This window comes from Halosegnis longus (assembly GCF_009663395.1).
Taxonomy (GTDB): Archaea; Halobacteriota; Halobacteria; order Halobacteriales; family Haloarculaceae; genus Halosegnis; species Halosegnis longus.
Window position 1 is genome coordinate 338,357 of the sequence record NZ_QKNW01000001.1, and the last position, 26,045, is coordinate 364,401.

Annotated in this window: 31 protein-coding genes; 18 read left to right on the top strand and 13 right to left on the bottom strand. The window is 67.3% G+C overall.

Going from position 1 to position 26,045, the window contains the following annotated elements; translation table 11 throughout:
• Nucleotide 1: 1 nt before the first annotated feature.
• The 7 genes from DM818_RS01845 to DM818_RS01875 all read right to left on the bottom strand — a co-directional run bounded on the left by DM818_RS01845 (nt 2) and on the right by DM818_RS01875 (nt 4,015).
• Entirely contained in the window at nt 2-187 is a 186-nt protein-coding gene (locus tag DM818_RS01845; RefSeq protein ID WP_123123954.1) for a hypothetical protein, read from the bottom strand.
• A complete protein-coding gene (locus DM818_RS01850) occupies nt 184-627 on the bottom strand; it encodes a DUF5799 family protein (protein ID WP_153952233.1) in 444 nt (147 codons plus the stop codon). The genes DM818_RS01845 and DM818_RS01850 overlap by 4 nt, the downstream gene beginning before the upstream one ends.
• A gap of 108 nt (nt 628-735) precedes the next feature.
• Nucleotides 736-1,128, bottom strand: a complete 393-nt coding sequence (locus tag DM818_RS01855) for an OsmC family protein (protein WP_123123953.1) — start codon at nt 1,126-1,128, stop codon at nt 736-738.
• 69 nt (nt 1,129-1,197) lie between these two features.
• Nucleotides 1,198-1,920, bottom strand: coding sequence for a metal-dependent hydrolase (locus DM818_RS01860; protein ID WP_123123952.1), 723 nt, complete (start codon nt 1,918-1,920; stop codon nt 1,198-1,200).
• A gap of 137 nt (nt 1,921-2,057) precedes the next feature.
• On the bottom strand, nt 2,058-2,363 hold the full coding sequence (locus DM818_RS01865) for a hypothetical protein (protein WP_075938358.1): 306 nt from the start codon (nt 2,361-2,363) through the stop codon (nt 2,058-2,060).
• A 40-nt stretch (nt 2,364-2,403) separates the two neighbouring features.
• Nucleotides 2,404-2,682, bottom strand: coding sequence for an ArsR/SmtB family transcription factor (locus tag DM818_RS01870; protein ID WP_075938357.1), 279 nt, complete (start codon nt 2,680-2,682; stop codon nt 2,404-2,406).
• 46 nt (nt 2,683-2,728) lie between these two features.
• Entirely contained in the window at nt 2,729-4,015 is a 1,287-nt protein-coding gene (locus DM818_RS01875; protein WP_123123950.1) for a ferritin-like domain-containing protein, read from the bottom strand.
• A gap of 158 nt (nt 4,016-4,173) precedes the next feature.
• On the opposite strand from DM818_RS01875, the gene DM818_RS01880 reads away from it, so the two are divergent.
• From DM818_RS01880 to DM818_RS01910, 7 genes are all read left to right on the top strand, one after another.
• Entirely contained in the window at nt 4,174-5,163 is a 990-nt protein-coding gene (locus DM818_RS01880) for a PLP-dependent cysteine synthase family protein (protein WP_123123949.1), read from the top strand.
• Nucleotides 5,164-5,214: 51 nt separating this feature from the next.
• The gene (locus tag DM818_RS01885; protein WP_153952234.1) at nt 5,215-5,394 is read left to right on the top strand and encodes an HVO_2922 family protein; all 180 of its coding nucleotides are present in this window, start codon (nt 5,215-5,217) and stop codon (nt 5,392-5,394) included.
• Between the two features lie 40 nt (nt 5,395-5,434).
• Nucleotides 5,435-5,860, top strand: a complete 426-nt coding sequence (locus tag DM818_RS01890; protein WP_075938353.1) for a GNAT family N-acetyltransferase — start codon at nt 5,435-5,437, stop codon at nt 5,858-5,860.
• 77 nt (nt 5,861-5,937) lie between these two features.
• Nucleotides 5,938-7,161, top strand: a complete 1,224-nt coding sequence (locus DM818_RS01895) for a sensor histidine kinase (RefSeq protein WP_123123948.1) — start codon at nt 5,938-5,940, stop codon at nt 7,159-7,161.
• A 220-nt stretch (nt 7,162-7,381) separates the two neighbouring features.
• Nucleotides 7,382-8,542, top strand: a complete 1,161-nt coding sequence (locus DM818_RS01900; protein ID WP_123123947.1) for an ABC transporter substrate-binding protein — start codon at nt 7,382-7,384, stop codon at nt 8,540-8,542.
• Complete coding sequence (locus DM818_RS01905; RefSeq protein ID WP_123123946.1) at nt 8,535-9,455, top strand: thioredoxin reductase; 921 nt, start codon at nt 8,535-8,537, stop codon at nt 9,453-9,455. The genes DM818_RS01900 and DM818_RS01905 overlap by 8 nt, the downstream gene beginning before the upstream one ends.
• Before the next feature lie 54 nt (nt 9,456-9,509).
• A complete protein-coding gene (locus tag DM818_RS01910; protein ID WP_123123945.1) occupies nt 9,510-10,097 on the top strand; it encodes an NAD(P)/FAD-dependent oxidoreductase in 588 nt (195 codons plus the stop codon).
• Between the two features lie 22 nt (nt 10,098-10,119).
• Here DM818_RS01910 and DM818_RS01915 read toward each other — a convergent pair whose 3' ends face one another.
• Nucleotides 10,120-10,899 carry a helix-turn-helix transcriptional regulator gene (locus DM818_RS01915; RefSeq protein WP_123123944.1) on the bottom strand — a complete coding sequence of 260 codons (780 nt, stop codon included), beginning with the start codon at nt 10,897-10,899 and terminating at the stop codon, nt 10,120-10,122.
• Nucleotides 10,900-11,056: 157 nt separating this feature from the next.
• On the opposite strand from DM818_RS01915, the gene DM818_RS01920 reads away from it, so the two are divergent.
• Nucleotides 11,057-11,542: a universal stress protein gene (locus DM818_RS01920; RefSeq protein WP_075938347.1), complete on the top strand. Its 486-nt coding sequence runs from the start codon at nt 11,057-11,059 to the stop codon at nt 11,540-11,542.
• A 1-nt stretch (nt 11,543) separates the two neighbouring features.
• On the opposite strand, the gene DM818_RS01925 is transcribed toward DM818_RS01920, so the two are convergent.
• Nucleotides 11,544-12,926 (bottom strand): hypothetical protein, encoded by a 1,383-nt coding sequence (locus DM818_RS01925; RefSeq protein ID WP_075938346.1) that lies wholly within the window; start codon nt 12,924-12,926, stop codon nt 11,544-11,546.
• 96 nt (nt 12,927-13,022) lie between these two features.
• Between DM818_RS01925 and DM818_RS01930 the strand changes: the two genes are divergently transcribed.
• Nucleotides 13,023-14,291, top strand: coding sequence for an outer membrane protein assembly factor BamB family protein (locus DM818_RS01930; protein ID WP_123123942.1), 1,269 nt, complete (start codon nt 13,023-13,025; stop codon nt 14,289-14,291).
• Between the two features lie 44 nt (nt 14,292-14,335).
• The gene (locus DM818_RS01935; RefSeq protein ID WP_075938344.1) at nt 14,336-15,403 is read left to right on the top strand and encodes a hemolysin family protein; all 1,068 of its coding nucleotides are present in this window, start codon (nt 14,336-14,338) and stop codon (nt 15,401-15,403) included.
• Here the strand turns inward: DM818_RS01935 and DM818_RS01940 are convergent.
• Nucleotides 15,397-16,296, bottom strand: a complete 900-nt coding sequence (locus DM818_RS01940; RefSeq protein WP_075938343.1) for an SDR family NAD(P)-dependent oxidoreductase — start codon at nt 16,294-16,296, stop codon at nt 15,397-15,399. The genes DM818_RS01935 and DM818_RS01940 overlap by 7 nt on opposite strands.
• Nucleotides 16,297-16,398: 102 nt before the next feature.
• On the opposite strand from DM818_RS01940, the gene DM818_RS01945 reads away from it, so the two are divergent.
• Together DM818_RS01945 and cbiE are read left to right on the top strand one after the other, a co-directional pair.
• The gene (locus tag DM818_RS01945) at nt 16,399-17,694 is read left to right on the top strand and encodes a cobyrinic acid a,c-diamide synthase (protein ID WP_123123941.1); all 1,296 of its coding nucleotides are present in this window, start codon (nt 16,399-16,401) and stop codon (nt 17,692-17,694) included.
• Between the two features lie 82 nt (nt 17,695-17,776).
• Nucleotides 17,777-18,466, top strand: coding sequence for a precorrin-6y C5,15-methyltransferase (decarboxylating) subunit CbiE (gene cbiE / locus DM818_RS01950; RefSeq protein ID WP_123123940.1), 690 nt, complete (start codon nt 17,777-17,779; stop codon nt 18,464-18,466).
• On the opposite strand, the gene DM818_RS01955 is transcribed toward cbiE, so the two are convergent.
• Genes DM818_RS01955 through DM818_RS01965 form a run of 3 tightly spaced genes read right to left on the bottom strand, consistent with a single transcriptional unit; the run spans nt 18,463 to nt 19,984 of the window.
• Nucleotides 18,463-18,909, bottom strand: a complete 447-nt coding sequence (locus DM818_RS01955; RefSeq protein WP_123123939.1) for a protein-tyrosine phosphatase family protein — start codon at nt 18,907-18,909, stop codon at nt 18,463-18,465. The two genes, cbiE and DM818_RS01955, sit on opposite strands and share 4 nt — an antisense overlap.
• Nucleotides 18,910-18,943: 34 nt before the next feature.
• A complete protein-coding gene (locus DM818_RS01960) occupies nt 18,944-19,747 on the bottom strand; it encodes an SDR family oxidoreductase (protein ID WP_075938339.1) in 804 nt (267 codons plus the stop codon).
• A 30-nt stretch (nt 19,748-19,777) separates the two neighbouring features.
• Nucleotides 19,778-19,984 carry a hypothetical protein gene (locus tag DM818_RS01965; protein ID WP_075938338.1) on the bottom strand — a complete coding sequence of 69 codons (207 nt, stop codon included), beginning with the start codon at nt 19,982-19,984 and terminating at the stop codon, nt 19,778-19,780.
• Between the two features lie 70 nt (nt 19,985-20,054).
• On the opposite strand from DM818_RS01965, the gene DM818_RS01970 reads away from it, so the two are divergent.
• From DM818_RS01970 to DM818_RS01990, 6 genes are all read left to right on the top strand, one after another.
• Nucleotides 20,055-20,813, top strand: coding sequence for a fumarylacetoacetate hydrolase family protein (locus DM818_RS01970; RefSeq protein WP_153952235.1), 759 nt, complete (start codon nt 20,055-20,057; stop codon nt 20,811-20,813).
• A 45-nt stretch (nt 20,814-20,858) separates the two neighbouring features.
• Nucleotides 20,859-21,269, top strand: coding sequence for a DUF1648 domain-containing protein (locus tag DM818_RS14870; protein WP_075938336.1), 411 nt, complete (start codon nt 20,859-20,861; stop codon nt 21,267-21,269).
• Nucleotides 21,266-21,892, top strand: a complete 627-nt coding sequence (locus DM818_RS14875; protein WP_075938335.1) for a DUF1648 domain-containing protein — start codon at nt 21,266-21,268, stop codon at nt 21,890-21,892. Before DM818_RS14870 ends, DM818_RS14875 begins: the two co-directional genes overlap by 4 nt.
• 26 nt (nt 21,893-21,918) lie before the next feature.
• A complete protein-coding gene (locus DM818_RS01980; RefSeq protein ID WP_123123936.1) occupies nt 21,919-23,235 on the top strand; it encodes a phosphoribosylamine--glycine ligase in 1,317 nt (438 codons plus the stop codon).
• A gap of 149 nt (nt 23,236-23,384) precedes the next feature.
• Nucleotides 23,385-24,209, top strand: a complete 825-nt coding sequence (locus DM818_RS01985; RefSeq protein WP_123123935.1) for a molybdopterin synthase — start codon at nt 23,385-23,387, stop codon at nt 24,207-24,209.
• Between the two features lie 193 nt (nt 24,210-24,402).
• On the top strand, nt 24,403-26,004 hold the full coding sequence (locus DM818_RS01990) for a GMC family oxidoreductase (RefSeq protein ID WP_233571936.1): 1,602 nt from the start codon (nt 24,403-24,405) through the stop codon (nt 26,002-26,004).
• The last annotated feature ends 41 nt before the right edge of the window (nt 26,005-26,045 follow it).

Here is a 26,045-nt window from a genome sequence, read left to right on the forward strand (position 1 = left end):
ATTACTCTTCTTTCGGCACGACCCGGCCGAATCCCGCCGGCGTGACGGTCGCGAGGAACGCGACTGTCCCGACGACGACGGCGACGAGACCGACGAACAGGGCCGGCCCGTCTGGCATCGCGGGCGCTGACGCGATGACGGCGAGCAGAATCCCGAACAGCAGCGCGTCGCGCGTCCGGTCGCTCATTCTTCGTTGCGGTAGGCGGCGACGATGTCCTCCCACGTCCCGCGTGATTCGAGGTGCGACTGGAGTTCGTCGGCGTACTGCTGGGTCAGCTGCTCGGCCTCGGCCACCTGGTCGGAGAGGTCCTCCTCGTCGTCGCCGCCCAGTCCCAAGGCCGAGGTGACCTTCCCGAGGATGCCGCCGCCGGAGTCCTGCTGTTGGCCGCCCATCGGTCCCTGGGCGGTCATCTTCTGGACCTCCGGCATGATGTCTTCCAGGTGTCCGGTGTCGGCGTACAGCCGCGGCTCGTCGCCGTCCTCGATGTCGAACTCCGTCGCGGTCATGATGAGCCCCCACTCCTGTCGGGAGAAGCTGCTCGCCTCGACGCGGTCGTCGAACTCGGTGTCGACGCTCATTCGCGCGCCGACGAGACGGTCCTGCCAGCCGGAATCGTCATCGCTCATACCCGGTGTGGGAGCGCACCCGACATGAGGGTGTCGTCGCTGTCGACGGAACGGGCGAGGGAAGGTAGCCGTCGCTAGCGACCGGAATAAAAACGGAGAAACGGCGTGTTACTCGACGTTGATCTCGGCGTACATGCCCTCGTGGAGGGCGGCGTGGACGTGACAGATTTCCTCGCCGAGTTCCACGAGCGCCTCGACCTGCTCGTCGTCGAGGTCGTCCTCGACGTGGAGCGTGAACTTCACGGAGTCGTCGACGATGTCGTCGTCGTCATCGAGGTCGGCCTCCGCCTCGGTCTCGATTTCGCCGAGTTCGAGGTCGTGTTCGCGCATCGCGCCGGCACGGAACGCGAACGTGTAACAGGAGGCATAATCGGCGAGAAGTACCTCGTTGGGCGAGGGCCCTTCCTCCTTCGTCGCGTCGATGGAGAGTTCGTAGTTGCCGACACGGCTGGTCGCGGCGAAGCCGCCTTCGTTGACGGTGTGGGATTCGAGGTCTGCCATTACACGCTATCGGACGACCGGCTGAGTTAAAAAGGTACGCAGATGCCGTGTGAACTGTTATCGCGGGCCTTACAGGGTGAACGTCTCGTCGCCCTCGAGCACGACGACCTCGGCGTCGGAGCCGGTGCCGGCGACCTCGCTCTCGAACTCCTCGGTGTCGATTTCGATTGGCGGGAACGTGTCGTAGTGCATCGGAATCGCGTAGTCCACGTCGAGCCAGTCGACGGCGACGGCCGCCTGCATCGGTCCCATCGTGAAGTGGTCGCCGGCCGGGACGGCCGCAACGTCGGGTTCGAGGAACGGTCCGATGACGTCGCGCATCTCGGACATCAGCGAGGTGTCGCCGGCGTGGTAGAACGTCTCGCTTTCCTCGTCTTCGACTTGGGTCGGCTTCGTGTCGGAGATGACGAACCCCGCCGGCGGCCCGGCGCTGTACTCGTAATCGGTCATGATGCCGTTGGTGTGGTCTGCACGGACCATGGTGACGAAGGCGTCGCCGGCCTCGACGGTGCCGCCCATGTTCATCCCCATCCCGCCGATGAGGTCCTCGTAGCCGAACTCCTCGGTCGCGTAGGTCGCGAGCTCGGGGACGGCGATGAGCGTCGCGTCCGAGAAGGCCTCGGCGTGAGCGATGTGGTCTTCGTGGCCGTGCGTGAACAGGACGTAATCGGGCGTGTCGATGTCCGACGGCTCGAGCTCCGTCTTCGGGTTGCCGAAGAACGGGTCGATGAGCAGACTCGTCTCGTCGACTTCGACGCCGAACGTGGAGTGGCCGTACCAAGTAATTTCCATGACAGGAGACAGTACACGCGCCCGGAACATAACCGTTCAGGCTCGTCGGCCACGCGGGCGAGCCGAGGACGCTCTGGCGTCGTCGGGATTCGAGTTCCGGCCGGGAAAAAGCGGGGGATGAACGTCACGCGGGCGCGTCAGTCCAGCGTGACGTAGGTGAGGAAGGCGACGGCGACGGCTTCGAGCACGTGAAACGCCGCCATCGCGACCCATGGCCCGTTGGGGACTTGCTCGCTGAACCACACCGACAAGACGGGGTCGAGCGAGTAGACGTAGAACGCAAACCCGTTCTCGATGAGCAGAATAACCGCGAACACGAGCATCCCGAGCGTCTGGCGCGAGCGAATCTGCCGGTAGTTCTTCCCCCAGACGACGACGAGGACGCTCAACAGGAGGAGCGTCACTGCGGTCGCCGCCTGTGCCGCGAGTATCCAACTGTTCATCGTGGGTGGCTCCGGGGTGGGGTGTGGGTCGGTCGTGTGGTCATGAGTCGAGTTGCGTGATGATTGTTTCGACGGTGTCCCAGTTGGCGCGGGCCGTCTCGCTCGGGAGGTAGACGGCCCCGTAGTCGTCGCCGCTGGACTCGATAACGTCGTTGTCCGCCAACACGTCGAGATGGTGGCGAATCGTGTCGTAGTTCAAATCGAGGTGGTCGGCGAGCTGGTTCGGATTCCGGGGGCGGTTGTCGAGGGCTTGCAGGATGCGAATGCGGTTGGGACCGCCACGCGTTCCTGCGAGCGTGTACCATAAGACCGCCTCCATTGTGTCGAAATCACACGCCGGGTGTACCTAAGTGCGTCGTCGCGGCTCAGTTCACGATGAACTGGCTCGCGACGTCTTCGACCTCGCTCATGGTCTGTGGCTCGTCGACGCCGTTCGGGAACGGCGAGGTCGCGTTCAGCTCGTTGAGGAAGCTGGCGTGGCGGGCCTCGACGCTGTGGATGGAGATGGCCGCGTTGAACACGGCGTCGTTGGAGACGGTCGGGGCGGCACCCTTGTACGCGGCGACGCCGGTGTTTTCGAGCGCCTGTGCGACGCCGAGGAACTCCGAGGGGGTCTCGTAGCCGAAGTCGTACTCGGCCTCCATCACGGGATCGCCGCCGAGCTGGTTCACCGTGTCCGTGAGCGCGGTCACGTGGGCGGCCTCGTGTTCGCCGACCACGCGCAGGTGGTCGGGGACGGCCATCCGAACCTCGTCGCCGTAGACGGACAGCGCGTCCGCGTTCATCAGCTCGTCGTCGTTGAACGTCTCCAGCCCCTCGCGGTAGAACGCGTTCTCCAGGTGCTCCAGCGTCAGCGCGTAGTTCAGGACGTTCACGTCGGTCGTGTCGTCGTCTGCCTTGCGGTCGTGCGTCGGACGGTCGTCGCCCGTCTCGTAGACGCTCGGGTCCACCTCGGAGGTGATGAACTGACTCGCGATGTCGAGCACCTCGCTGATGGACTGGGCCTCGTCCACGGCGTTCGGGAACGGCATATCGCCGTTGACGAGGTTGAGGAAGCCGGCGTGGCGCGCCTCGACGCTGTGGATGCCGGCGGCGGCCGCGAGCACGTCGTTGTTGACGACCTGCGGGGCCGCGCCGGCGTAGGCGGCAACACCGGTGTTTTCGAGTGCCTGCGCCACGCCGAGGAACTCCGTCGGCGTCTCGTAGCCGAAGTCGTACTCGCCTTCCGAGACGGGCGTCCCGTTCAGCTGTTCGATGGTGTCGGACAGCGCGGTCACGTGGGCGGCCTCGTGTGCGCCGGCCGTTGCGAGATACTCGGGCACCTCCATGCGGATTTCCTGACCGAAGTTGGAGAGTGCGTCCGCGTTCATCAGCTCGTCGTCGCTGAACGTCTCCAGTCCCTCGCGGTAGAACGCGTTCTCCAAGTGCTCCAGCGTCAGCGCGTAGTTGAGCAGCGGCACGTCGGGGGCAGCCATCGGCTCCGGGGTCGGCGTGTCCGTCGGCTCGTCGGTCATCGTCGGTGTGTCGGTCGGTGCATCCGTCGCCGTCGCGCCCGGTTCGTCGTTGCTCGAACAGCCGGCCAGCGCCAGCGTACCGAGGGTGGCCGTCGTGCCGAGGAACGCGCGTCGGGTCGAGTCCTGTGGGTCTGTCATTGCTACACCCCCACCGAGCCACCGTGTACTAAAAGAAATTTTCCGAACTTTGACATAAATTCGGCCGGAGTCGGGCCGAAGGCTCTCCCAATTTCCCCCCAAATTCAGCGCTCGGAGGACACCCCCACCGTTTTGGCCGCGACCCACGGCGGGTCAGTATGGCAATCGACGAATCGACCGTCGGCGAGACGCCGCTCGTCGAACTCGATGCGGGCGTCGCCCCGACGCTGCTCGGCAAGGTGGAGTGGCTGAACCTGCCGGGCGTCGGCCACGGCGGCGGCTCGATCAAGGCGCGCATCGCCGTCGCGATGCTCGACGCCGCCGAGGCGGCGGGCCACCTCCCGGGCAGGACGATACTGGAGGCGTCGTCAGGGAACACGGCCCGGGCGCTTGCGCGCATCGGCGCGGCCCGCGGCTACGAGACGGCCTTCGTCGTTCCCGAGGACCTCGGGAGCGGGAAACGCGCCGCACTGGAGGCCGCTGGTGCGACCCTCCACGAGGTTCCCGCAGAGGAGGGGTACGACGCCCTGCTCGACCGCGTCGAGGAATTAGCGAGCGAGTCGGGCTACTGGCACGCGGGTCAGTACGAGAACGCGGCGAACCCCCGTGCCCACGAGCAGACGGGTCGAGAGATATGGCACCAGACCGACGGCGCGGTGACGGCCTTCGTCGCCGGAGCGGGAACGGGCGGAACGGTCACCGGCGTCGGACGCGTGCTCCACGCGCGCAATCCAGATGTGCGCGTCGTCGGATTCGAACCCGAGACCGAATCACACGGGCTTCACGGGCTGAAGTATATGCGCGGCGGTGGCTACCACCCCGACACCTACGACGAGTCGGTGATAGACGAAAAGCGGTATCTCGCGACGGAGCCGGCCCGCGTCGCAGCGCGCGACCTCGCGGCGCGGTACGCCGACGCCGACCTCGAAATCGTCGACGCGGGCCGACACGACGAGGCGACGATTCGCGCGACCCTTCGCGTCGACGGAGACTTCCTCGTCGGACCGACGGGCGGCGGCGGGGTCGCGTGCGTGCGCGGCCTCGACCGCGAGGGCGTACTCGACGAGTCGGATACGGTCGTCGTGCCGCTGTGTGACCGCGGCGACACCTACGCCGACGGGGAGCTGTGGGGCGACCGGCTCTCCTGAGCGTGTGAATCGTCACCAACTGTTATGCGTCCGGGCCGAGCAGAGCCGGTGATGTCAGCCACATTCGAGCTGTACGAGGACAAAGAGGGGAAGTATCGCTGGCGGCTCCGCCACACCAACGGGAACATCATCGCCGACTCCGGCGAGGGGTACGCCTCGAAACAGAAGGCCAAGCAGGGTATCGAGTCGGTGCGGAACAACGCCGCCGACGCCGGCATCGAAGAGCAGTGAGAACCGACACACAATAACCGCCGAGCCTGCATCCGTCGGTATGGAGACTGCCGTCTTCGCGCACGACGACCCCGCCTTCGAGGACGCGCTCGACATCCGGACCCGGGTGTTCGTCGACGAACAGGACGTACCGATGGACCGCGAGGTAGACGGGAAGGACCCGGACGCGACCCACTTTCTCGTCTCCGACCCCGCCCCGGTCGCCGTCGCGCGCACCCGCGAATACGAGGACGGTCTCAAAGTCGAGCGCGTGGCCGTCCTCGCCGACGCCCGCGGCGAGGGGTACGGTCACGCCGTGATGGACGCCGTCGAGTCGTACGCGAGCGAAGCAGGGTACGACCGGCTCGTCCTCGACGCGCAGGTTCCGGTCGTCGGCTTCTACGAGGCGCGGGGCTACGAGATACAGGACGACGAACCGTTCGAGGACGCCGGCATCCCGCACCGTCGGATGGCGAAGCCGGTGTGAGCGACGCGAGCGGCGTCCGGGCGCGTGAAACTTGGCGTCGAAAGCTCTATCGGCCGTCGCGGAGTGGTATCGGTATAATGGAGGGGAGAGAAAGCCGGGCCGAAGGGCGGTGGATACGGACCGCGCTGGCGGGGCTCGGTGCGGGACTCCTCGTCGTGACGCTGGGCGAGATGGCCTTCTGGTTTGGCGTCGTCGGACTCCTCGAGCCGACGTTCATCGCCGGAATCGCGATGAGCATCCCCGCGTGTCTCGCCCTGCTTTTCGGGAGCTACCGGCTCCCGGAGACGGTGGTCACGCCCGAATACTACCCCCGTATCGCGCTGTTGACCGTCGGTGGTGGAGCCGTGTTCGGCCTGTTCTCGTTTCTCACCGGCGTCACGTTCCTGCCGTCGGTCATCTGGGCGCTGGTCGGCTCGGTCCGGTGGGGGCTCTCGCTTGGAACCGGTATCGGCTTCGTCGTCGGCTTCCTGAACGCCCGGAGCATCGAGCGTGCGCTCGCTGCGGAGCGAAGTTCGATTCGCGCCGAGGCGACCGAACAACAGCGGGAGTATCTCACCTACGTCAACGGACTGCTCCGCCACGAGGTGCTCAACACCGCGAACGTCATCAGCGGAAACGTCGACCTCGCGCGGGAGACGGCCAGCGACGAGGTCAAAGGGCGGCTGGACACCATCGAGCGACAGGCGACGGAGCTGTCGACGGTCATCGAGGACGTGCGGTTTCTGACCGACGTGGTGCGAAACGAGCGCGTGTTGGAGCCGGTCGAGCTTCGCCCCGTCCTGGAGCGTGAACTGCGCCAGCTCACGGACCGCCACGACGGAGTAGAGACCGAACTCGACATCTCCGGAGACGTGGTCGTCCTGGCTGACCCCCTGCTCCGGCGGGTGTTCGCGAACCTGTTCGAGAACGGGGTCAGACACAACGACAGCGAGACGAAGCGCGTCGCCGTCTCCGTCTCGCAGGTGGACGACACCGTCCGCGTCGACATCACGGACAACGGCGAGGGCGTGCCCGAACGGCTCCACGATGACCTGTTTTCACTCGACGTGCGGGAGCACACGACGCACGGATTGGGACTGAAAATCGTCGCCAGACTCCTCGACCGCTACGACGGCGACGTCACGCTGACCGAGACGGGCGGGGCGGGCACCACGGTCACCGTCATCCTCCAGCGGGCGACGAGCGAAACCGACGCCGCGACCGACGGCTCGCGGGCCGCACAGGCGGGGAGTTCGGTAGGGACTCAGTTGTTCGGCGGCGTCTCGCGAGACTCGACGGACGCACAGCGAGGACACCCCTGATTCACCAGGGTGTTGTACGTCCGGCCGCAGTCATCGCAGGTGTTCGTGTTACCCATGGGTACTATTCACAGGTAATGGTTGTAAAGACGGTCCATGATATATCAGCGACGGCGAGTGCTAAAGCAACATTCACACGAATATTTATCCGGTCTCGGATGACTGAGTATTAGGCCGGCCGAAAAACCACAACGGTTTTATCTAGTTAGGCGGGCCAAAAAGTATGGACCAGACGGACATCGTGTCGCGACGGACACTACTGGGAACGGGAGCGGCGACGGCCGCCGGGCTGCTCGCCGGCTGTAGCGGACGATCCAGCGGTGGGACACAGACGGACGAGTCGGCGACCGACGCAGCGGAACCGACGGCGACCGCTACGCCCGAACAGCACTCGGTGACGATGGCGCCGGTCGGAACCGTCGAGTTCGACGAGGTTCCGGAGCGCTGGGTGCCGTTCACGGGCGATTACGCCGACATGGGAGTCGCGCTCGGGCAGGCAGACGGGCTGGCAGGTATCGGGGTGCCGGCTCGCTACGGCTCACATCTCTACGAGGAACTGCCGGGTGTGTCGGTCGACACCGACGCCATGACCGCCCTCTACAGCGAGGGGACCGACAAGGAGACGTTCTACAGCATCGACGCCGACGTGCACGTCATCGACCCGAACTTCGCCATCAATCGGCTCGGCTGGAGTCAGGGCGACGTGGACGAACTCGCGGACAACGTCGGCCCGTTCGTCGGCAACACCGGCTTCACGCACGTCTACGACTGGCACGACGACTACCGCTACTACTCCATGTACGAGACGCTGGAGGTGCTGGCGGAGCTGTTCGACGAGCGCGCTCGCTACGAGGCCTTCGCCGCCTACCACGACGAGATACTCGCCGACGTGGAGTCCCGGCTCCCCGAAGCGCGCCCAGATATCGCCCTGTTGTATCCAGCGGGCGTCCCGCCGGAGGGCTTCTACCCGTATCTGGTCGGCGAGGGGACCACCTCGAAGCAGTGGCGCGACCTCGGCGTGGGCGACGCGCTCGCGGCCGACGGGATTACCGACGCACAGGCCGGCGGGGGCACCATCGACTTCGAGACGCTGCTTGATATCGACCCCGACGCGCTCGCGATTCGGCTCCAGGGTGAGGTCTCCGAGACGTACTTCGACGAGGAGATTCGCACTCCCCTCGAAGAGCACGACGTGGCGAGTGACCTCACGGCCGTCCAGAACGACCGCGTCATCTACGCCGGACTCACCTACCAGGGACCGATTATCCACCTGTTCCAACTCGAAGCCGCGGCACAGGGGCTGTACCCCGAGGAGTTCGGCGGCGAACAGCTGTTCGACCGCGAGCGCGTCGCCGACATCGTGACGGGAGAGTTCGATGGCTGAGGCCGACCACGACGTCGTCGTTGTCGGCGGCGGTCCGTCGGGGACCGGCGCGGCGGTGTTCACGGCGCGGTACGGGCTCGACACCGTGGTCTACGACCGCGGGAACGCCGCGCTCGCGCGGGCCGCCTACGTCGAGAACTACCCCGGCTTTCCCGAGGGTATCGACCCGGCGACGCTCACGCAGCTGTTCCATGACCACCTCGACGTGGCGGGCGCGAGGCGGATTCCCGACCTCGTCGAATCCGTCAAGCGCGTGGACGGCGAGCGCGAGGGCGACCCCGCCCGGTTCCGTGTCACCCCGGCCGACGGCGAGGCGGTGACGGCGCGGTACGTCGTCGCCGCGGCGTGGTACGACGGCTCGTATCTCCGGCCGCTGGACGCGTCGATGTTCGAAACCGAGACGCACCACGGCGAGGAACGCGAGCAGTTGGACCGCGATGTCGCCGACGACGACGGGACGACGCACATTCCGGGACTGTACATCGCCGCCCCGACGGACGGTCGGAACGCGCAGGCCATCGTCGCGGCCGGCCACGGCGCGCACGTCGCGCGGACGCTCATCGCCGCGGAGCGCGAGGCGGAGGGGTTGTCGGGCGGACTCGTTCCCGAGTACGACTGGGTGCGGCCCGGCAGCACCTTCTCGGGCGAGTGGGCGGACCGCGACCGCTGGCGAGAGTGGGTCGCGAACGAGCGCGGCGAGGACGACCTGAGCGAGGAGCGGGCCGTCGAGCTCCGCGAGCGATACATCGACCGCGCGTTCGCGTCGAGTCTCACCGACGAAGCGGTCGAGAGCCGCAAGCGAGCGGGAGTCGCCGCACTGGTCGACCGGCTCGACACGGACGCCGTGCTCGATGCCGTCGACGACGACGCGATCGCGGCGTATCTCGCAGAGGACGCGACCGCCGACGACTGAGTGTGCGGTAACGACCCACGCTACGCTTTTTGACCCGACGCACGTGGATTGTGTATGACAGATGTAGTTGTCATCGGCGGCGGCCCCGCCGGTCTGAGCGCGGCACTGTTTACGGCCAAGAACGGTCTGGAGACGACGGTCTTCGACACGGACGGCACGTGGATGCACAAGGCGCATCTGTTCAACTATCCGGGCATCGGCTCCGTCGACGGCTCGAACCTGCTCGACACGATGCGCGAGCAGGTGGACGACTTCGGCGTCGACCGAAAGCAGGGCGTCGAGGTGACCGATGTGGCCGCGACCGACGGCGGCTTCGCGGTTACGGCCGACGAGGAGAGCTACGACGCCGACTACGTCGTGCTCGCGACGGGCGCGAACCGCGATCTCGCCGAAGGGCTCGACTGTGCGTTCACCGACGAGGACATCGTCGACGTGGACGTGACGATGGAGACCTCGGTCGAGGACGCCTACGCGACGGGCGGGATGGTCCGCGCCGAGGAGTGGCAGGCCGTCATCTCCGCGGGCGACGGTGCCGCCGCCGCGCTCAACATCCTCACGAAGGAGAAGGGCGAACACTACCACGACTTCGACGTGCCGTCGGACGCCGAAGCGGTGTTCGGCTCGATGGTCGACGAGGAGTGACCAGCCGCCGTTTCCGTATTTTTCAGACGTCGAGTGGCGACGCCGTCGCCCAGTAGCGCTCGAAGGTGTCGTGTGCCCACCCGAGCACGCGCCCGTCCTCGCTTTCGACCAGCGCGCGCAACACCTCGCCGTCGTCGCGCAACAGGAAGTAGACGGTGTCGTCGGCGACGCCCATCGCGAAGGAGACCGGCTGGTCGGCCACCCTGATGCTCACGGAGTCGCTGTCGGCGACGGCGCGAAACTTCGCCCACAGCGCCGGGGCGTCTCGCAAGGGTTCGATCGTCGCGTCGGTCACGACGGCCTCGAACTGCTGGGTCCCCTCGACGGTCGCCGCGTGGAGCCGTTCGACCATGTCGCGGTTGAGTGCGTACGAGAGGATGCGGTGTTGGCGGGCGTCGGCGGTGAGTTCGAGCGCGCGCTTCAGCGGGCCGCTCGGGTCGGTCGTCGTCGGGCGCGTAATCGTCGCGTCGTGGAGCGCGGTCAGGTCGATATCGAGGTCGTCGGTCGGGAGCCACGGCGCAACGTCCCGCAGGTGTTGTTCCGTCTCCACGACGGTGAGGAGGTCGGCGAAGCCGTCGGCGAGGAGCCCGCCCAGCGGCGTCGCGACGTACCCCTCGTCGGTCCGGCGAATCCAGTCGTGCTCCTCGAAATCGCGGATGATGCGGGTGAGCGTCGGCTGTGAGGCCCCCGTCGCCTCCCGGAGGTCGCGCCGGGAGTGTGGCGCGTCGGCGACGGCGCGCAACACCGCCACGCGATTCGGCGAGCGCGCGAGGAACTCGATTGCTTCGAGCGGCTCCGTCATACCGTGGCCTGTGGTTCCATGCGGCATAGGTGATGCGGTCGAGTTTCACGGCGTGAAACACCGACGCGGGGTGTACGCTCCCGCGGCGGTGAAACCCCGTTCCCGTATGAATCGGTTTCCGGACACCCCTATACCGTATCCGACCCTCCACGGTAGTATGAGCGTCTTTCCGCAGTCGTCCGCCGATTCGCCACAGAAGTCGGTGTCGGGACCGTCCGCACCGGGTGTGTTCGACCGTATCGTCCTCGCCGTCGACGAGGACACGGACGAGACCGTCGCCGAGACCGCCGTCGCACTCGCCGCGGCCCACGACGCGACCCTCGACGTGCTCTCGGTCGTCCGCATGTGGTCGACGGTGGACAACTGGGACGCGGCCGTCGAGCGTCGCGAGGCAAGCGCGGAGCGCGCACTCGATGTCGCCGGCGAGATTGCCGCCGGGTCGGGCGTCGAGGTGCGAAAGCGACTCCGCTACGGCACGCCCGCCGAGGAAATCGGGCTGTACGCCGAGGGGAACGAGGCCGACATCGTCGTCGCCGGCGAGCCGTCGCGCGGTCGCCTCGGCCGACTCTTCTCGGGTCGCGCGACGATGGGCGACGTGCGCCGCGCCGTCTCGATGCCCGTGATGACGGTCCCGAGCGTCTGAACTACCCGACGACCGGTCGAGAAATTATCCACAGCGACAACACGGTGTAGCCGACCATCAACACGACCAGTGGGAAGTGACCGCGGCGGGCGGTTGTCGGCGACGGATACCGATGTATTGCGACCCGGTGTGCGGCGACGACAGCGACGACGTGTCCAGCGACGACGAGCACGACCTGTGAACCCCAAAACATCGGAAGCGACAGCCATCCGAGCGGCGAGACCGCGACGCCGGCAGTGAGTTCGAGCAGGCGCGCGAGGTTCTCGACGACGTACGGGTAGTTGTGCGCCACGTCGTACGCCGCGGCGATTGGGAGGACAGTCGGCGCGAACGCCAGTGGTGCCCCCTGATTGGTGTCGAGTCCGCCACTGCCGAGCGCGGCGAGTGTATCACCGGCCCGCGCGGCGAGTTCGAAGAGTAAAACGAAGCCGACGAGTCCGAGCACGTACAGCAAAATTCCCGTCGATGGACCGAACCCAAGCAGGTCACGGGCATCGAACAGGAGCGTCTGATACGTACGGGTGTTCGTGAAGCCGTCGAAGCTGACGGTGTACACCGCCGCGACGACGAAGGCGACGAGCGAGTCGTGAGCGAACGGGCGCGTGCTCCCTCGCCACGGCGGACGGAGTGAGACGGCGAGCGACCCCGACTCGGTGCGTGTAGTCGAAACCGGTGCAACCCGACCGAGCAGACGGTAAAACACGCCGAGCGGGTCGGCACGGTCGAACCACTCCGACCCGAACAGGACGCCGCCAGCGACCATCGCGAGCGCGTACAGCGCAATAGTGACGCTCGTGAGCGCCGGCGAGCGCGGAATAATCGTCGCGTTCTCGACGAGGCCGACCAGCAGGAGAAAGCCGGCGACGGCGGGCCACGAGCCGAGCCGCTCGGGGTAGGCTCGCGCGGCGAGTTCGCGCCCCTCCAGTCGACACAGCCCATCGTAGAGCGCGCGCCACGGCGAGAGCACCCGCCAGGGTGACCCGACGAGGACAGCGACCAAGCCGATGCCGCGGAACCACACCGGCCACGTGAACACGGTGGCGAGATTCTCCGCAGCGACCTGTCGACCGGTGTAGCCCGCCACGAGCGCCCCCGCAACGGCGAGTCCGAAGCCGAGCCGTGCGACTCCAGCGAGGAGTCCGACCGCGTACGCGTCGACTGTGGCGACGGTCCAGCCGTCGCCGTCGCTCGGGTCGTCGCCGACAACCGCGAGCCACAGCGCCGTCAGCGCGACCGTGCCGGCCGCACCGACGAACAGCAACGAGAGGGGGATCGGCGCGTCGAAGCGAGACCCGCCAATCTCGTGGGCGCTGGCGACGCCGACGGACAGCGGTGCGAGCACGGCGGCCGCGGCGAGCACCGACAGCCGCCGACGGCGTACCATGTTCCGGCGGTAGGCGACGGCCGCGAATAACACTCGTGGTTCGACCGTCGAAACGGAGAGCAGAGGGGTCTTTGTCCACGGTCACCTATCCGAGCTATGCGACGTCGAACGACGGCGGCGGTGGTTACCATCTGTGCTATGCTGGGAGCCCTCGCACTGTTCGGCCTGGTCGCCGGACCGAGCGGACAGCTCACGAGCGAGTGGGTGAGCGATACGCCGCGAGAAAACTCCGTGAACCACCACGCCGTCGGAGTCGGTCCGGATAGCGACGTGGTGCTCGCGCCCGTCGCCGAGGTGCCACGCGACGAGGTGACGATGACGCGCACCTCCTGTTCGCTGGTCCGGCTCGCACCGGACGACGGCACGACGTCGTGGCAAACAGAGATGCCTCCCGAGGACTGCGTGACACACGCGCTGACGGAGCCGGCTATCGGTGATATCGACCGCGACGGAGCGATGGAGGCACTCATCGCCACGACGGAGAACGCGCTCATCGCTTACGAAACAGACAGCGGGAGCGAGCAGTGGCGCGTCCCGCTAGACACCTTCGGCTACGGGCGACCGACGATTGCCGACCTGTCGCTCGGTCCCGGCCCCGAGGTTGTCGCCAGCGACATCGGCGGGGATGTCGTCGCAGTCCACGGGAACGGCACGGTGGCGTGGCGGCAGTCGCTGAACGAGACGGGCTGGGAGCGAACGACGGTCTGGCAGTCGCCGACCGTCGCAGATTACGACGCCGACGGCGATAGCGAGATACTGCTCGGCAGCAACAGCGGACCGGTGCTGTTGTCGGCAACCGGTGCTATCGAGTGGCAGCGCGAGGGTGGGGCGACCTACACCGCGACTGCACAGACCGACGACGACCCCGCGATGGAGCTGTTTACCGCCGACACCGACGGCGTCCGCGCGTACGACGGGCGGACGGGAGCGCTCGACTGGGAGCGCGAGTTCACCGACGCGCGCATCCGAACGGCGACGGATGGTGACGGCGACGGGCGCGTCGAGCTGTACGTGGGCCGGCTCGGCGGCGAGGTGGTCGCGCTCGACGCCCAAACGGGTGAGACAGAGTGGACGACCGCACTGACTGACGCCGACGACACGATTGTTCCGCCACCGGTGCTCGGTGACGTGGACGGTGACGGCGACCACGAAGTGGTCACAGCGCTGAACGATGGCACTGTCGCAGTGCTCGGACCCGAGACGGGCACACAGTTGGCGCTGTATGAACGACCGGTCCCGCTGTGGACCTTCCCAACGGTGGCTGATCTCGATGACGACGGCGCGGCGGAGGTTCTCGCCCGGTACGGCGACGGACGCGTGGTCGCGCTGTCGTATGAGTCACGCGAGGGGCCGTTTGGCCTGTAGCAAGGGCAAGCTCATTAGTTGCTCCCGGGCGAACGGCCGGGCGAATGAACGCGACAGAAATCGGGATACGACTGGCTGCCGGTGTCGGACTAATCTTACTGAACGGTTTTTTCGTCGCTATCGAGTTTGCGCTGACGCGCGCCAGACAGTTCGATAGAGACGAGTTCGTCGACGGGAGCGCCGCCCTCGAACGCGCCTGGGAGATGACACAGGAGCTGGAGCTGTATCTCACCACCTGTCAGGTCGGGATTACCGCCTCCTCGATTGCAGTCGGTATCGTCGCCGAACCGGCGCTGGCCGCCCTCTTCGAGCCGCTGTTCGCCGGGAGCAGACTCGCGACCATCGGCGCGGGCGCGCTCATCGGCTACTTCATCATCAACCTCGTCCACCTGACCCACGGCGAGCAGACGCCGACGTATCTCGGCGTCGAGCGGTCGCGGTTCGTCTGCCGGTGGGGTGCACGGCCGCTCCACTGGTTTTACGTCCTCATCTCGCCGATTATCACGCTCGGCGACGCCGTCGCGAAGTGGACGCTGAGACTGTTCGGCATCGAGATGACCGGCGCGTGGCTCGAAACCGAAGAGGACGCACTGGAGTCGCGTGCCCAACTTCGAACCCGGCTCAGCGACCTGCTGGAGGAGGGTGAACTCACGCGCGAGCGCCGCGAGGAGGTGCTCGGCGCACTCGACGCCGACGAGCGACCGATTTCCGACATCGTCGTCGACCGGGAAGACATCGTCGCGCTCTCGACGACGGCCTCGCCCGCGGAGAACTTCGAGCGCATCCGCGATACGCCACACACCCGCTTCCCACTCGTCGACGGCGACCTCGACTCCTTCGAAGGCGTCGTCTACGCGCCCTCGATTATCGACAACTACGAATCGCTGAAAGACGGGAGCGTCGCCTTCGCCGACATCGCGGCCCCGTCGATGACCCTGCCCGCGAGCACGACCATCAGCGACGCGTTCGACCAGTTCCAGGCCGAACAGCAGGAGCTCGCGCTCGTCGTCTATGACGGCGAGGTGGTCGGCCTGCTCACCGCGACGGACGCGCTGGAGGCCATCATGGGCGACATCGAGGACCCGCTCGACCCCGACTCGTCGAGTCAGTAGCCGGGGTCCATCCGCATCGTCTCGAAGCCGTCGGTGAGTTCCTCCCACCTGGATTCGATTTCTTCGGGCGTCCAGCGACCCTCCGCGTCGATATCCTTCGAGAGAGTCCGCTCGCGTTCCGGATCCGAGACGATGGAGAGGTTTCCGCCCGCGATGGCGAGCGTGACGCCGTTCACGTCCGTGGCGGCCTCGCTCGCGAGGAAGACGGGAACGGCAGGCACGAGCTGTGGCCCCATGGACTCCTCGTCGAGTCCCTCCATGCCGGGGAGGTCCTCTGTCATCCGGGTGAGCGCGGTCGGCCACATCGCGTTGACGCGCACGTCGTACTGGTGGAGTTCGCGCGCAGAGGTACGCATCAGTCCGAGGATGCCGGCCTTCGCGGCCGAGTAGTTCGACTGGCCGGGGTTGCCGGCTGCGACCCCGCTGGAGACGCAGGTGAGCGAGCGCTGGCGGTCGAATCCGTCCTCCGCCTTCGACCGCTCGCGCCAGTGGCGCGACACCGCCCGCACCAGCGAGAAGTGGCCCTTCAGGTGGACGTTGACGACGGCGTCCCACTCGGCTTCGTCCATGTTGAACACCATCGAATCACGGAGGATGCCGGCGAAGTTGATGACGCCGTGGACGGCTCCGTACTCGTCGACGGTGTCGGCGACGAGCCGTTCGGTGTATTCGAGGTCGCTCACGTCCCCGAAGTGGGCCATCGCCTCGCCGCCCGCATCCTCGATTCGTTCGACCGTCGATTCGGCCGGCTCCGGGTCCGTCCCCTCGCCGTCGACGGCCACGCCGAGGTCGTTCACCACGACCGTCGCCCCGTGGTCGGCCATCGCGACCGCCGTCTCCTCGCCTAATCCACCGCCCGCGCCGCAGACAATCTGTACTGTGTCCTCGAGCATCACACGCGACTACGAGTACGGGGTATATCAGTCCCCCCGGCGCGTCGCGCCACGACCGGCCAGTGTTGCAACGCTTATGTCCCGAGCCGACCAGCGGCCGGTGTGCGCGGTATCGTCCTCGGCGGCACGAGCTCCGGAACGGGAAAGACAGTCGCGACGCTCGCCGTGCTGCGTGCGCTCCAACGCGCGGGGAAGACGGTCCAGCCCGCGAAGGCCGGTCCCGACTTCATCGACCCGAGCCACCACGCCGCCGTCGCCGACAAGCCCTCACGGACCCTCGACCCGTGGCTGCAGGGAGCCGACGGGCTTCGTCGAACCTACGCCCGTGGGACCGGCGACGTGTGCGTCGTCGAGGGGATGATGGGGCTGTACGACGGCGACGTGGCCTCGACCGCCGACGTGGCCGCGACCCTCGGTTTGCCGGTCGTGCTCGTGGTCGATGCGTCGGCCGGAATGGAAAGCGTCGGCGCGACGGCGCTCGGCTTCCGCGAGTACGACGACCGCATCGACGTGGCCGGCGTCATCGCCCAGCGCGCCCACGGCGGTCGCCACGCCGAGGGGATTCGGGCGGCGCTTCCCGACGGCATCACCTACCTCGGGCGCGTCCCGCCGGACGACCGGCTCGCGATTCCAGACCGCCATCTCGGATTGGAACTCGGCTCCGAATCGCCCGTCCCGACCGAGGTGTTGGACGACGCCGCGAGCCATCTCGACACCGAGCGGCTGCTAAACGTGTGTCGCGAGCCGGAGCCGCCGGAGCGCCCGACGGGCAGCCGCGGTGCCGATGCGGTTGACGCGCGCGTCGCGATGGCGACCGGTCCGTCCTTCGCCTTCCGGTATCCGGCCACCGTCGAGCGGCTGCGCGAGCGCGCGACGCTCGTCACGTTCGACCCGCGTCACGACCCGCTGCCGGACTGCGACGGCGTCTATCTCCCCGGAGGGTACCCCGAACTGTACGCCGAAGCGCTCTCGGCGTCGGAGGCGCTCGGGACACTGGCCGACCGCGCAGCCGAGGGACTCCCCGTCTTCGGCGAGTGTGGTGGCCTGCTCGCGCTGGGCGAATCACTCCGCGTCGACGGCGAGACCCACGCGATGGCCGGCCAGCTCCCCATCGACGCCGAGATGCACGACCGGTATCAGGCCCTGGACCACGTCGAACTCGATGCGCGCCGGGACAGCCCGGTTGCGAGCGCGGGCGAGACGCTCCGAGGCCACGAGTTCCACTACTCAAGCGCGCGCCCGGCGAGCGATGCGCGGTTCGCCTTCGACGTGGCGCGAGGCGATGGCATCGACGGGAAGGACGGCGTGACCGAACACGCAACCCTCGGGACGTACTGCCACGTCCACGCCGAAAGCGGGGCGTTCGACTCATTTCTCGAGTCCGTCGCTGGCGAGTAGCGACCGGGTCGTCTCGGTTTCGTGGAGACCGCTCGTCCCGACGAACGGACTGATACCCACGGCGGGTAAACCAGGAGGACGAATGGGTGAACGCGACTTCGACACGGGACAGAGAGTACCGGTGGTCGGTATCGGCCCCGGGAGCGACGACTACCTGACCGTCGGCGGGCGGCGTGTGCTCCGTACGGCCGACGTGGTGGTCGGCTTCACGACCGTCCTCGACTGCGTTGATGAACACGTCGGCGAGCGTCTCGACTGCTCGTACGACGACCAGACCGAACGGCTTGCCGAGTTCGGCGAGCGCGTCCGGGACGGCGAGTTGGGGGTCGCGGTTGCGATGGGCGACCCGAACTGCTCGGGAGGACAGTTCGTCGACAGAGTGCGCGCGGCGGTCGGCGAGGTTCGGGTCTGTCCGGGCGTCTCGTCGACGCAGGTGGCTGCCGCCCGCGCCGGCGTCGCGTACGACGAGGCCGCAATCGAGAGTCTCCACAAGCGCGGTGACTGCGCCGCCGAACGCGACCGACTCCGGGCCGCGCTCCCGGAGCGCGCGCTCATCGTGCTTCCGCTTCCGTGGCAGACGATGCCGGAAGATATCGCCCGCGACCTGCTTGCGTCACATCCAGAGGCCGGCGACCGCCGAGCGGTCGTCTGTGAGTCGGTGACGCTTCCCGGGGAGACGCTGACCCGGACGACGCTCGCCGAACTTGCCGACGGAGCGGACGGCGAGTCGGCATTCTCTGATTTATCGGTGCTCGTGGTGCAGCCACCCTAGTTCGCGGCGAGATAGCAGACGCCGAGCAGACACAGTGCCGGGTGCGCGACCGCCACCCGCCGGCGGGCCGCGACCAGTCCGAACGCCTCGTGGAATCCCCGGTTCTCGCGCGTGGCAATCACCGTCGCCGCGACTGCCGTGCTTCTGGAGACGCCGGCTCGACAGTGGACGAGGACGCTATCTCGCTCGTGTGTGAGTCGGTGAGTCGTCTCGACGGCGGCAGCGAAGTCGGCGTAGTCGTTACCGGGACCGTCCACGAGTGGATGGTGGTGTGTCGTCGCCGCAGTCGGGTCGGCGGTGAGCGAAACGACGGCATCGAAGGAGTGGTCTGGCGCGGCCCGATTACCGAGGAACAGCGTCTCGGTGAGCCGGCGACACTCGCGCCCGTCGGCCGCGTATCCGAGCGGACGAGCGGCCAGATTGCTCGACACGTAGCTAGTCACCGGGGGCGAACCGCGGTGGTGTGTGGTCGGGCGTCTACCGGTCCAGCCCGAGATCGTTGCTCATCGAGTTGCCGGGTCGCGGAATCCCCTTCGCGGTGTAGGTCTCGCCGGCGACGAAGGAGGCGGCGGGCGAGGAGAGGAAGACGGCGAGGTCGGCAATCTCCTCCGGGTAGCCGATGCGGCGGTGGGTCTGGTCGCGGTCGGGCATGTCCGACTCGTCGATGCCGAGCGTCTGGGCGACGCCGGGCGTCTGGATGAGTCCGGGGGCGATGCAGTTGACCCGGACGCCGTCGTCGGACCACTCGGTCGCGAGCGTCTCGGTCAGTCGGATGATGCCGGCCTTGGCCGCGCCGTAGTGACTCTCGCCCGGGGCGGCGTGCTGGCCGTTGACCGAGGCCATGTTGATGATGACGCCTTCCGTCTCGCCGTTGCGGAGATACTTCCCGGCGACGTTACAACAGCGGTAGGTGCCACCGAGGTTCAGATCGGTGACGGACTCCCAGCCGTTCTCGGAGATGTCCTCGAAATTGGCGACGAACTCGCCGCCGGCGTTGTTGATAACCACGTCGAGCCCGCCGAGCTCGTCGGCGGCGTTCTCGAAGAACGCTTCCACGTCGTCGCGGTCGCGCACGTCACACTCGAAGGCGACGGCCTCGCCCGGCACGTCGGCGTCGTTGATGTCGTCGGCGACGGGACCGACGCGGTCCATCGACCGCGAACAGATGGCCACGTCCGCGCCCGCGGCGGCGAACGTCTCCGCGATTGACTGCCCGATACCCTGTGATGCGCCTGTGATGAGGACGCGCTTGCCCTCCACGCTGAAGTCCGGTTGCTGCATAGCGGAGTGGCTCGCGCGACCCACTTCGCTCTATCGTTCGCGTCGCCCGAGCAGGAGGATGCCACCGAGGATCGCGAGGCCGGCGGCGAACAAGAGCACGACGAGAACGAGGGGGCCGCTGTTCCCGAGCAGGAAGGTTCGGACGGCGGCGACCGCGAGCGCGAGCACGGCGACGAGCGCGCCGACGAGCCACCCCGACGGCGAGAACTCCTCCTCGGAGCGTCGTGGTTCGACCATACGAGAGGAAGTGGCGACAGCCGTATGCCTCTGTCGGAACGCCTACCTTCCCCCTCTCGCATACGCCGGTATGCGACAGCTTCGATTCCGCGACCCCGACGGTGACGTACGACTCGGCGAACTCGACGGCGACGAGGTTACCGCCTTCCCGAAGCAGGCCAGCCGACTCGACTCGACAGCGACGTTCTCACGTGAGGCAGTCGAGACGCTTCCCCCGTGTGAGCCGTCGAAAATCGTCTGCGTCGGGCGCAACTACGCCGACCACGCTGAGGAGATGGGCAGCGACGTGCCCGACCGGCCGCTCTTTTTCCTGAAGCCGCTGAACGCGGTCGCGAGCGACGGGGACGACCTGACGCTGCCGAGCGGAAAACAGCGACTCGACTACGAGGCCGAGATTGCGGTCGTCATCGGCGAGCGCGCGACGGACCTCGACGAGCACGAGGCGATGGAGTACGTCGCCGGCTTCACCTGCATGAACGACGTGTCCAACCGCGACGACCAGCAGGAGGAACAAAACTGGGTCCGCGGGAAGGCGTTCGACGACAGCGCACCGCTCGGGCCCGTGCTCGCGACGCCGGACGAGGTGCCCGAGGACGCGCACATCCAGTGTCGCGTCAACGGCGAGACCAGACAGGACTCCACGCGCGAGCATTTCATCTTCTCCGTCCCCGAGCTGCTGGCTGACATCACGAGCTACGTCACCCTCGAACCCGGCGACGTGCTCTCGACCGGAACGCCGGAGGGCGTCGGTCCGCTCGACGACGGCGACACCGTCGAGGTGGAACTGGAAGGCGTCGGCACGCTCACGAATACGGTGACGATTCCGTAACGCGAGCGGGCCAGTTTTATCGCGGTCGGGGGGCGAGAGACGAGTATGGTGCGACGCTACGAGTGGGTCGTGTACGGACTGCTCACGGCGACGGCACTGCTCGGTGTCGTGTTGTGGGGTCGGCTCCCCGATTCGATGGCGATTCACTTCTCCGGGGGCGGAACCCCCAACACGTTCGTCCCGAAGCCGGTCGGCGTGGTGCTCGCGCCGGCAATCGGTATCGGCGCGGTGGTGATTATGCAACACGGACCGTCGGGGCTGTCGAGGAGCTACGAGTCGCCGGCGATGAAGCGCGCGAGCGCGCTGTTTGCCGGCAGCGTGGTCGCGCTCGCACAGCTGTACGTGTACGCGTGGAACCTCGGCTACCGGTATCCGACGTGGATGCTCCTCACGCCGGTGTTTGCCGGCGCTGTCGTGCTCATCGCCTACCGCTGGCGGACGGAGGGGATGACGTGAGCCTCCGCCGCGTCGACATCGTCGGCGCCGGCGCGACCCTGCTGACAGCGCTCGGACTCGCAGCCGTGTACGGGCGACTCCCCGAACGGCTCGCAACCCACTGGAACCTCGCGAACGAGGTGGACGCCACGATGACGAAGCCCGTCTTCGTCGCCGTCTCGCTCGCGCTCGTCGCCGGAACGTACGGCTTCATGCGCGTCGTGCCGCGGCTCGATCCCGACGCCGACGTGTCGGAGCCGCTGTACGAGACGGTCGTTATCGTGACGGTCGGGTTCATCGTCGCCGTGAACGCCTACGTCGTCGCTGTGAATCTCGGCTATCCGATTCCCGTCGACGTTGCCGTTCCCGTCGCGCTGGCAGGACTGTACGCCGCGCTCGGGACGGCGATGGTGCGATTCGACGCCTCGACGCACGGGGCGTGGCCGACGACACCGGCGGGCCGCGCGTACGTGGCCGCCGTACTCGGCCGGAGCTTCCAGCTCGCGGCGGTATTGGTGCTGGCCGCGCTCGCGTTCCCCGCCTATACGACGCCGCTGGTCGTCGGTATCACCGTGGTCGCGCCGCCGCTCGCGCTCGGGTACGCCGCGGTGACGCTGGAGAAGTCGGGGCGACGGACACCCTGAAACCCCCCCGGCGAGAAGCCCGACTCATGAGCACCGAACGGTTCCTGTTCGTCTCGGCCGACGCCGCACTGATTACCGACCTCGCCTGGCAGGTCCACGAGGAAGGCCACGACGTGAAATACTACATCGACGCCGAGTCGGACGAGGAAATCGGCGACGGCTTCGTCCCCAAGACCGAGGACTGGCGCGGCGAGGTGGAGTGGGCCGACGTGATTATCTTCGACGACATCTGGGTCGGTTCCGACATCGGGACGGGCGAACTCGCACAGGAGTTGCGCGAGCAGGGGAGGGCCGTCGTCGGCGGGACGCCGAACACGGACCGGCTGGAGGAGGACCGCGGCTACGCGATGGACGTCCTCGAATCCGAGGGCGTCAACACGGTCGAACACCACGTCTTCGAGTCGTTCGAGGCGGGGATTCGCCACGTCGAGGAACACCCCGCACCGTACGTCATCAAGCCGCTGGGCGAGGTGCAGAACGTGAAGCGACTGCTGTACGTCGGCAACGAGGACGACGGCAGCGACGTGGTGGACGTGTTGCGCGCCTACGAGAAGGCGTGGGGCCACCGGATGAAAGGGTTTCAGCTCCAGCGGAAAGTCGAGGGCGTCGAGGTCGCCGTCTGTGGCTTCTTCGACGGGGAGCAGTTCATCGACCGCGTCAACTTCAATTTCGAGCACAAGAAGCTGTTTCCCGGCAACATCGGCCCCTCGACCGGCGAGATGGGGACCTCGATGTTCTGGGCGGGAAAGAACGAACTGTTCGAGGAGACGCTCGGGAAGCTCGAAGAGTGGCTCGCAGAGGAGGGGTACGTCGGGAGTATCGACCTCAACTGCATCGTGAACGAGACGGGCATCTATCCGCTCGAGTTCACCCCGCGGTTCGGCTACCCGACCATCGCCTTACAGGAGGAGTCGCTTGACTCCGGCACCGGGGCGTTCTTCGCCGCGCTCGCCCGCGGCGAGAACCCATCGCCCGAGGTACATACGGGGTATCAGGTCGGCGTCCGGGTCGTCCTCCCGCCGTTCCCGTTCGACGACGAGAAGACCTACGACGAGAACTCCCGCAACGCGGCCGTCGTCTTCCAGTCGGAGTCGCGCGAGGGCATTCACTTGGAGGATACGAAACGCGTCGACGGCCAGTGGCGCGCGGCCGGCGAGAGCGGGATGCCGCTCGTCGTCACGGGGAAAGGCGAGACGATGCACGCCGCTCGCGAGCAGGCGTACGGGCGGGTCGACGACGTGCTCATCCCGAACCTCTACTACCGGGACGACATCGGCGAGCGCTGGGTGGACGGCGACGGCGACAGATTGCAGGCGTGGGGGTATCTCGGGCCGGGTAACTAGCGGGGCCGCGCGGACGACCGCGAAAATCAAGGCGAAAGCGAAAGCCCGGGAGAGGGACACCGTTAAGCCTCAAGCTACCACACCTGGGGACAACGACGCCGAGCGGTGAGACGCCAAGCTGCTCCCGCCAGGACGACCCAGATAGATTCATGAAGGTACTCGGCATTGTCGGTCCCGCTGATTCGGGAAAGACGAGGCTCACGGAGCGGCTCGCCCGCGCGCTCGACGGGCGCGTCGCGACGGTCAAGCATCTGACGCACGCACCCGACATCGACACGACGGGCAAAGACACCGCCCGCCACCGTGCGGCCGGCGCGGAGACGACGTACGGACTCACCGACGAGGGCGGCTGGTTCGCGACCGGCGAGACGCGAACGCTCGACGGGACGCTCGCCGCACTTGCACCCGACTACGAGTACGCACTCGTCGAGGGGTACAGCGACGCGCAGCTTCCACAGGTGGAACTCGGCGGGCGGACAGGAGACGGGGAGACGCTGCTCGAAGCCGCCGACGCAGCGGCTGTCGATATCGAGGAGCTGAAAACCCAGATCGAGGCGACCGGGCCGTTCGAAACGCTCGGCTCGCTCGTGGCACGGGTGAAAGCAAGCAGCGACGGCGACCGTGCGGGTGCGATTGCGACGTTCACCGGCCGAGTTCGCGCCAAGGACGACCCCGGAGACACCCCGACGGAGCGGCTCGACTTCGAGAAGTACGACGCCGTCGCCAACGAGCGGCTCCGGACCATCAGACGCGACCTCGAATCACGGGACGGCGTGTTCGAGGTGCGACTCCACCACCGGACGGGAGCCATCGAAGCCGGCGAGGACATCGTGTTCGTCGTCGTGCTCGCGGGCCACCGGGCGGAGGCGTTCACGGCCGTCGAAGACGGTATCGACCGGCTGAAAGACGAGGTCCCGATATTCAAGAAGGAGGTCACCGTCACCGACGACTACTGGGTCGACGCCGACGGCTGAATCGAGCGGGCGACTGCCGTGGAAGAAGGAACGGCGGCGGGGAGTCGTCGACGCGGCTAATCCGTGTCTGCTGTTCCCGGCGACGGTCTCGTGAATCCCGTTACGGCTCCATCGACGAAGCGCAGAGTCGACGGTATCACACAGGTGGAAACGCCTAAGTTTAGGCTTACCTAATCAGCGCCGTGAGCAGACGGTGAGTGACACCGAGGTGTGCGTCGTCGGCGCGGGGCCGGCCGGCGCGCTCGTGGCGAACAGGCTGGCGAGCGCCGGCCACGACGTGACGATACTGGAGGCCGGTCCCCGGTTCGAGGAGCGCGACACGGAGCGGATGGAGCAGGCGCTTCGCCCGGGGCTGTCGGACCTCGGCGTCTGGGGGATGGGCGGCCCCCGGGACGCCTTCTCCACGACCGGGCGATTCTACCCGCTGAACAGCACGCGCGTGAAGGGCGTCGGCGGCTCGACGAACCACTGGCAGGGGATGGTGTACCGACTCCACGAGGCCGACTTCGCCGGCGAGAACAACGGCCCGGCGTGGCCAATCTCGTACGACGACCTCCGGCCGTACTATCTCGCCGCGGAGCGAGCTATCGGCGTCGCGGGCGACTCGGAGAATCCGTACGCGCCTCCCCGCGAGGAACCGCATCCGATGGGCGCGTTTCCGCCCTCCTACTCGGACTCGCTGTTCGCCGAGGGGTGCCAGCAGGTCGGCGTCACGACCCACTCGGTCGGGAACGCGCGCAACTCCGAGGCGTACGACGACCGGGCGGCGTGTGTCGGCTACGGCACCTGCAAGCCGGTGTGTCCCTCGGGAGCGCGGTACGACGCCACCCACACGATTGCTGCCGCCGAGGAACGCGGCGTCGAGGTCATCGCGAACGCGCCGGTCCAGCGGCTCGACACCGACGCGTCGGGCGAGCAGGTGACCCGCGCCGTCTACGTCCGGGAGGGTAGCGAGCGCGAACTGACGGCCGACCGGTTCGTGCTCGCGGCCGGCGGCATCGAGATTCCGCGGCTCCTCCTGCTGTCGGCCGACGACAGCCACCCGGACGGGTTGGCGAACGGCTCCGGTGCCGTCGGGCGCTACTTCCACGAACACGTCTTCGCCGGCACGGGCGGGCGCATCGACGAGCCGACCCGCCAGAACCACGTCGGGTTCATCACCTCCGAGAGCCACCAGTTCTACGACGAACCCGGCGCGGGCACGGAGACGATTCCGGACAGCGACGAGCCGCTCGCCCCGTTCAAACTGGAGTTTCTCAACTACGGCGGACCGTCCGGCACCGGACAGGCTATCGTTCGCCGTGCGCTTTCCAGCGATAGCTGGGGCGACGACCTCCTCGCGGAGTTGCGCGAGGGCTACGGGAATCAGTTAGCGATGGGTGGGCTCGTCGGCCAGCCACCGCGTGCCGAGAACCGCATCCGGCTGGACGAGGGGACGACGGACGACCACGGAAACCCAGTCCCCGAAATCCAGTGGACGCTCGATGAGACGACGAAACGGACGATTCGCCGCGCGACCGAAATCCAACGCCACATCTTCGAGGCGGTGGGCGCGCGCATCGAGTGGCAGACGACGCCCGAGACGACCGGCCCGGCCGCCCACCACATGGGAACCACCCGGATGAGTAGCGACCCCGAGTCGGGCGTCGTCCGTCCCGACTGCCGGACCCACGAGGTGTCGAATCTGTGGGTCGCCTCGTCGTCGGTGTTCCCGAACGGCGGGGCGTTGAATCCGACGCTCACCATCGCCGCGCTCGCACTGTTGTGTGCGGATTCGGTCGCCGAAAGTTTGTGAGCCAGTGACATTCTGGGAGTAGATTCTTCTCATTCCACTCG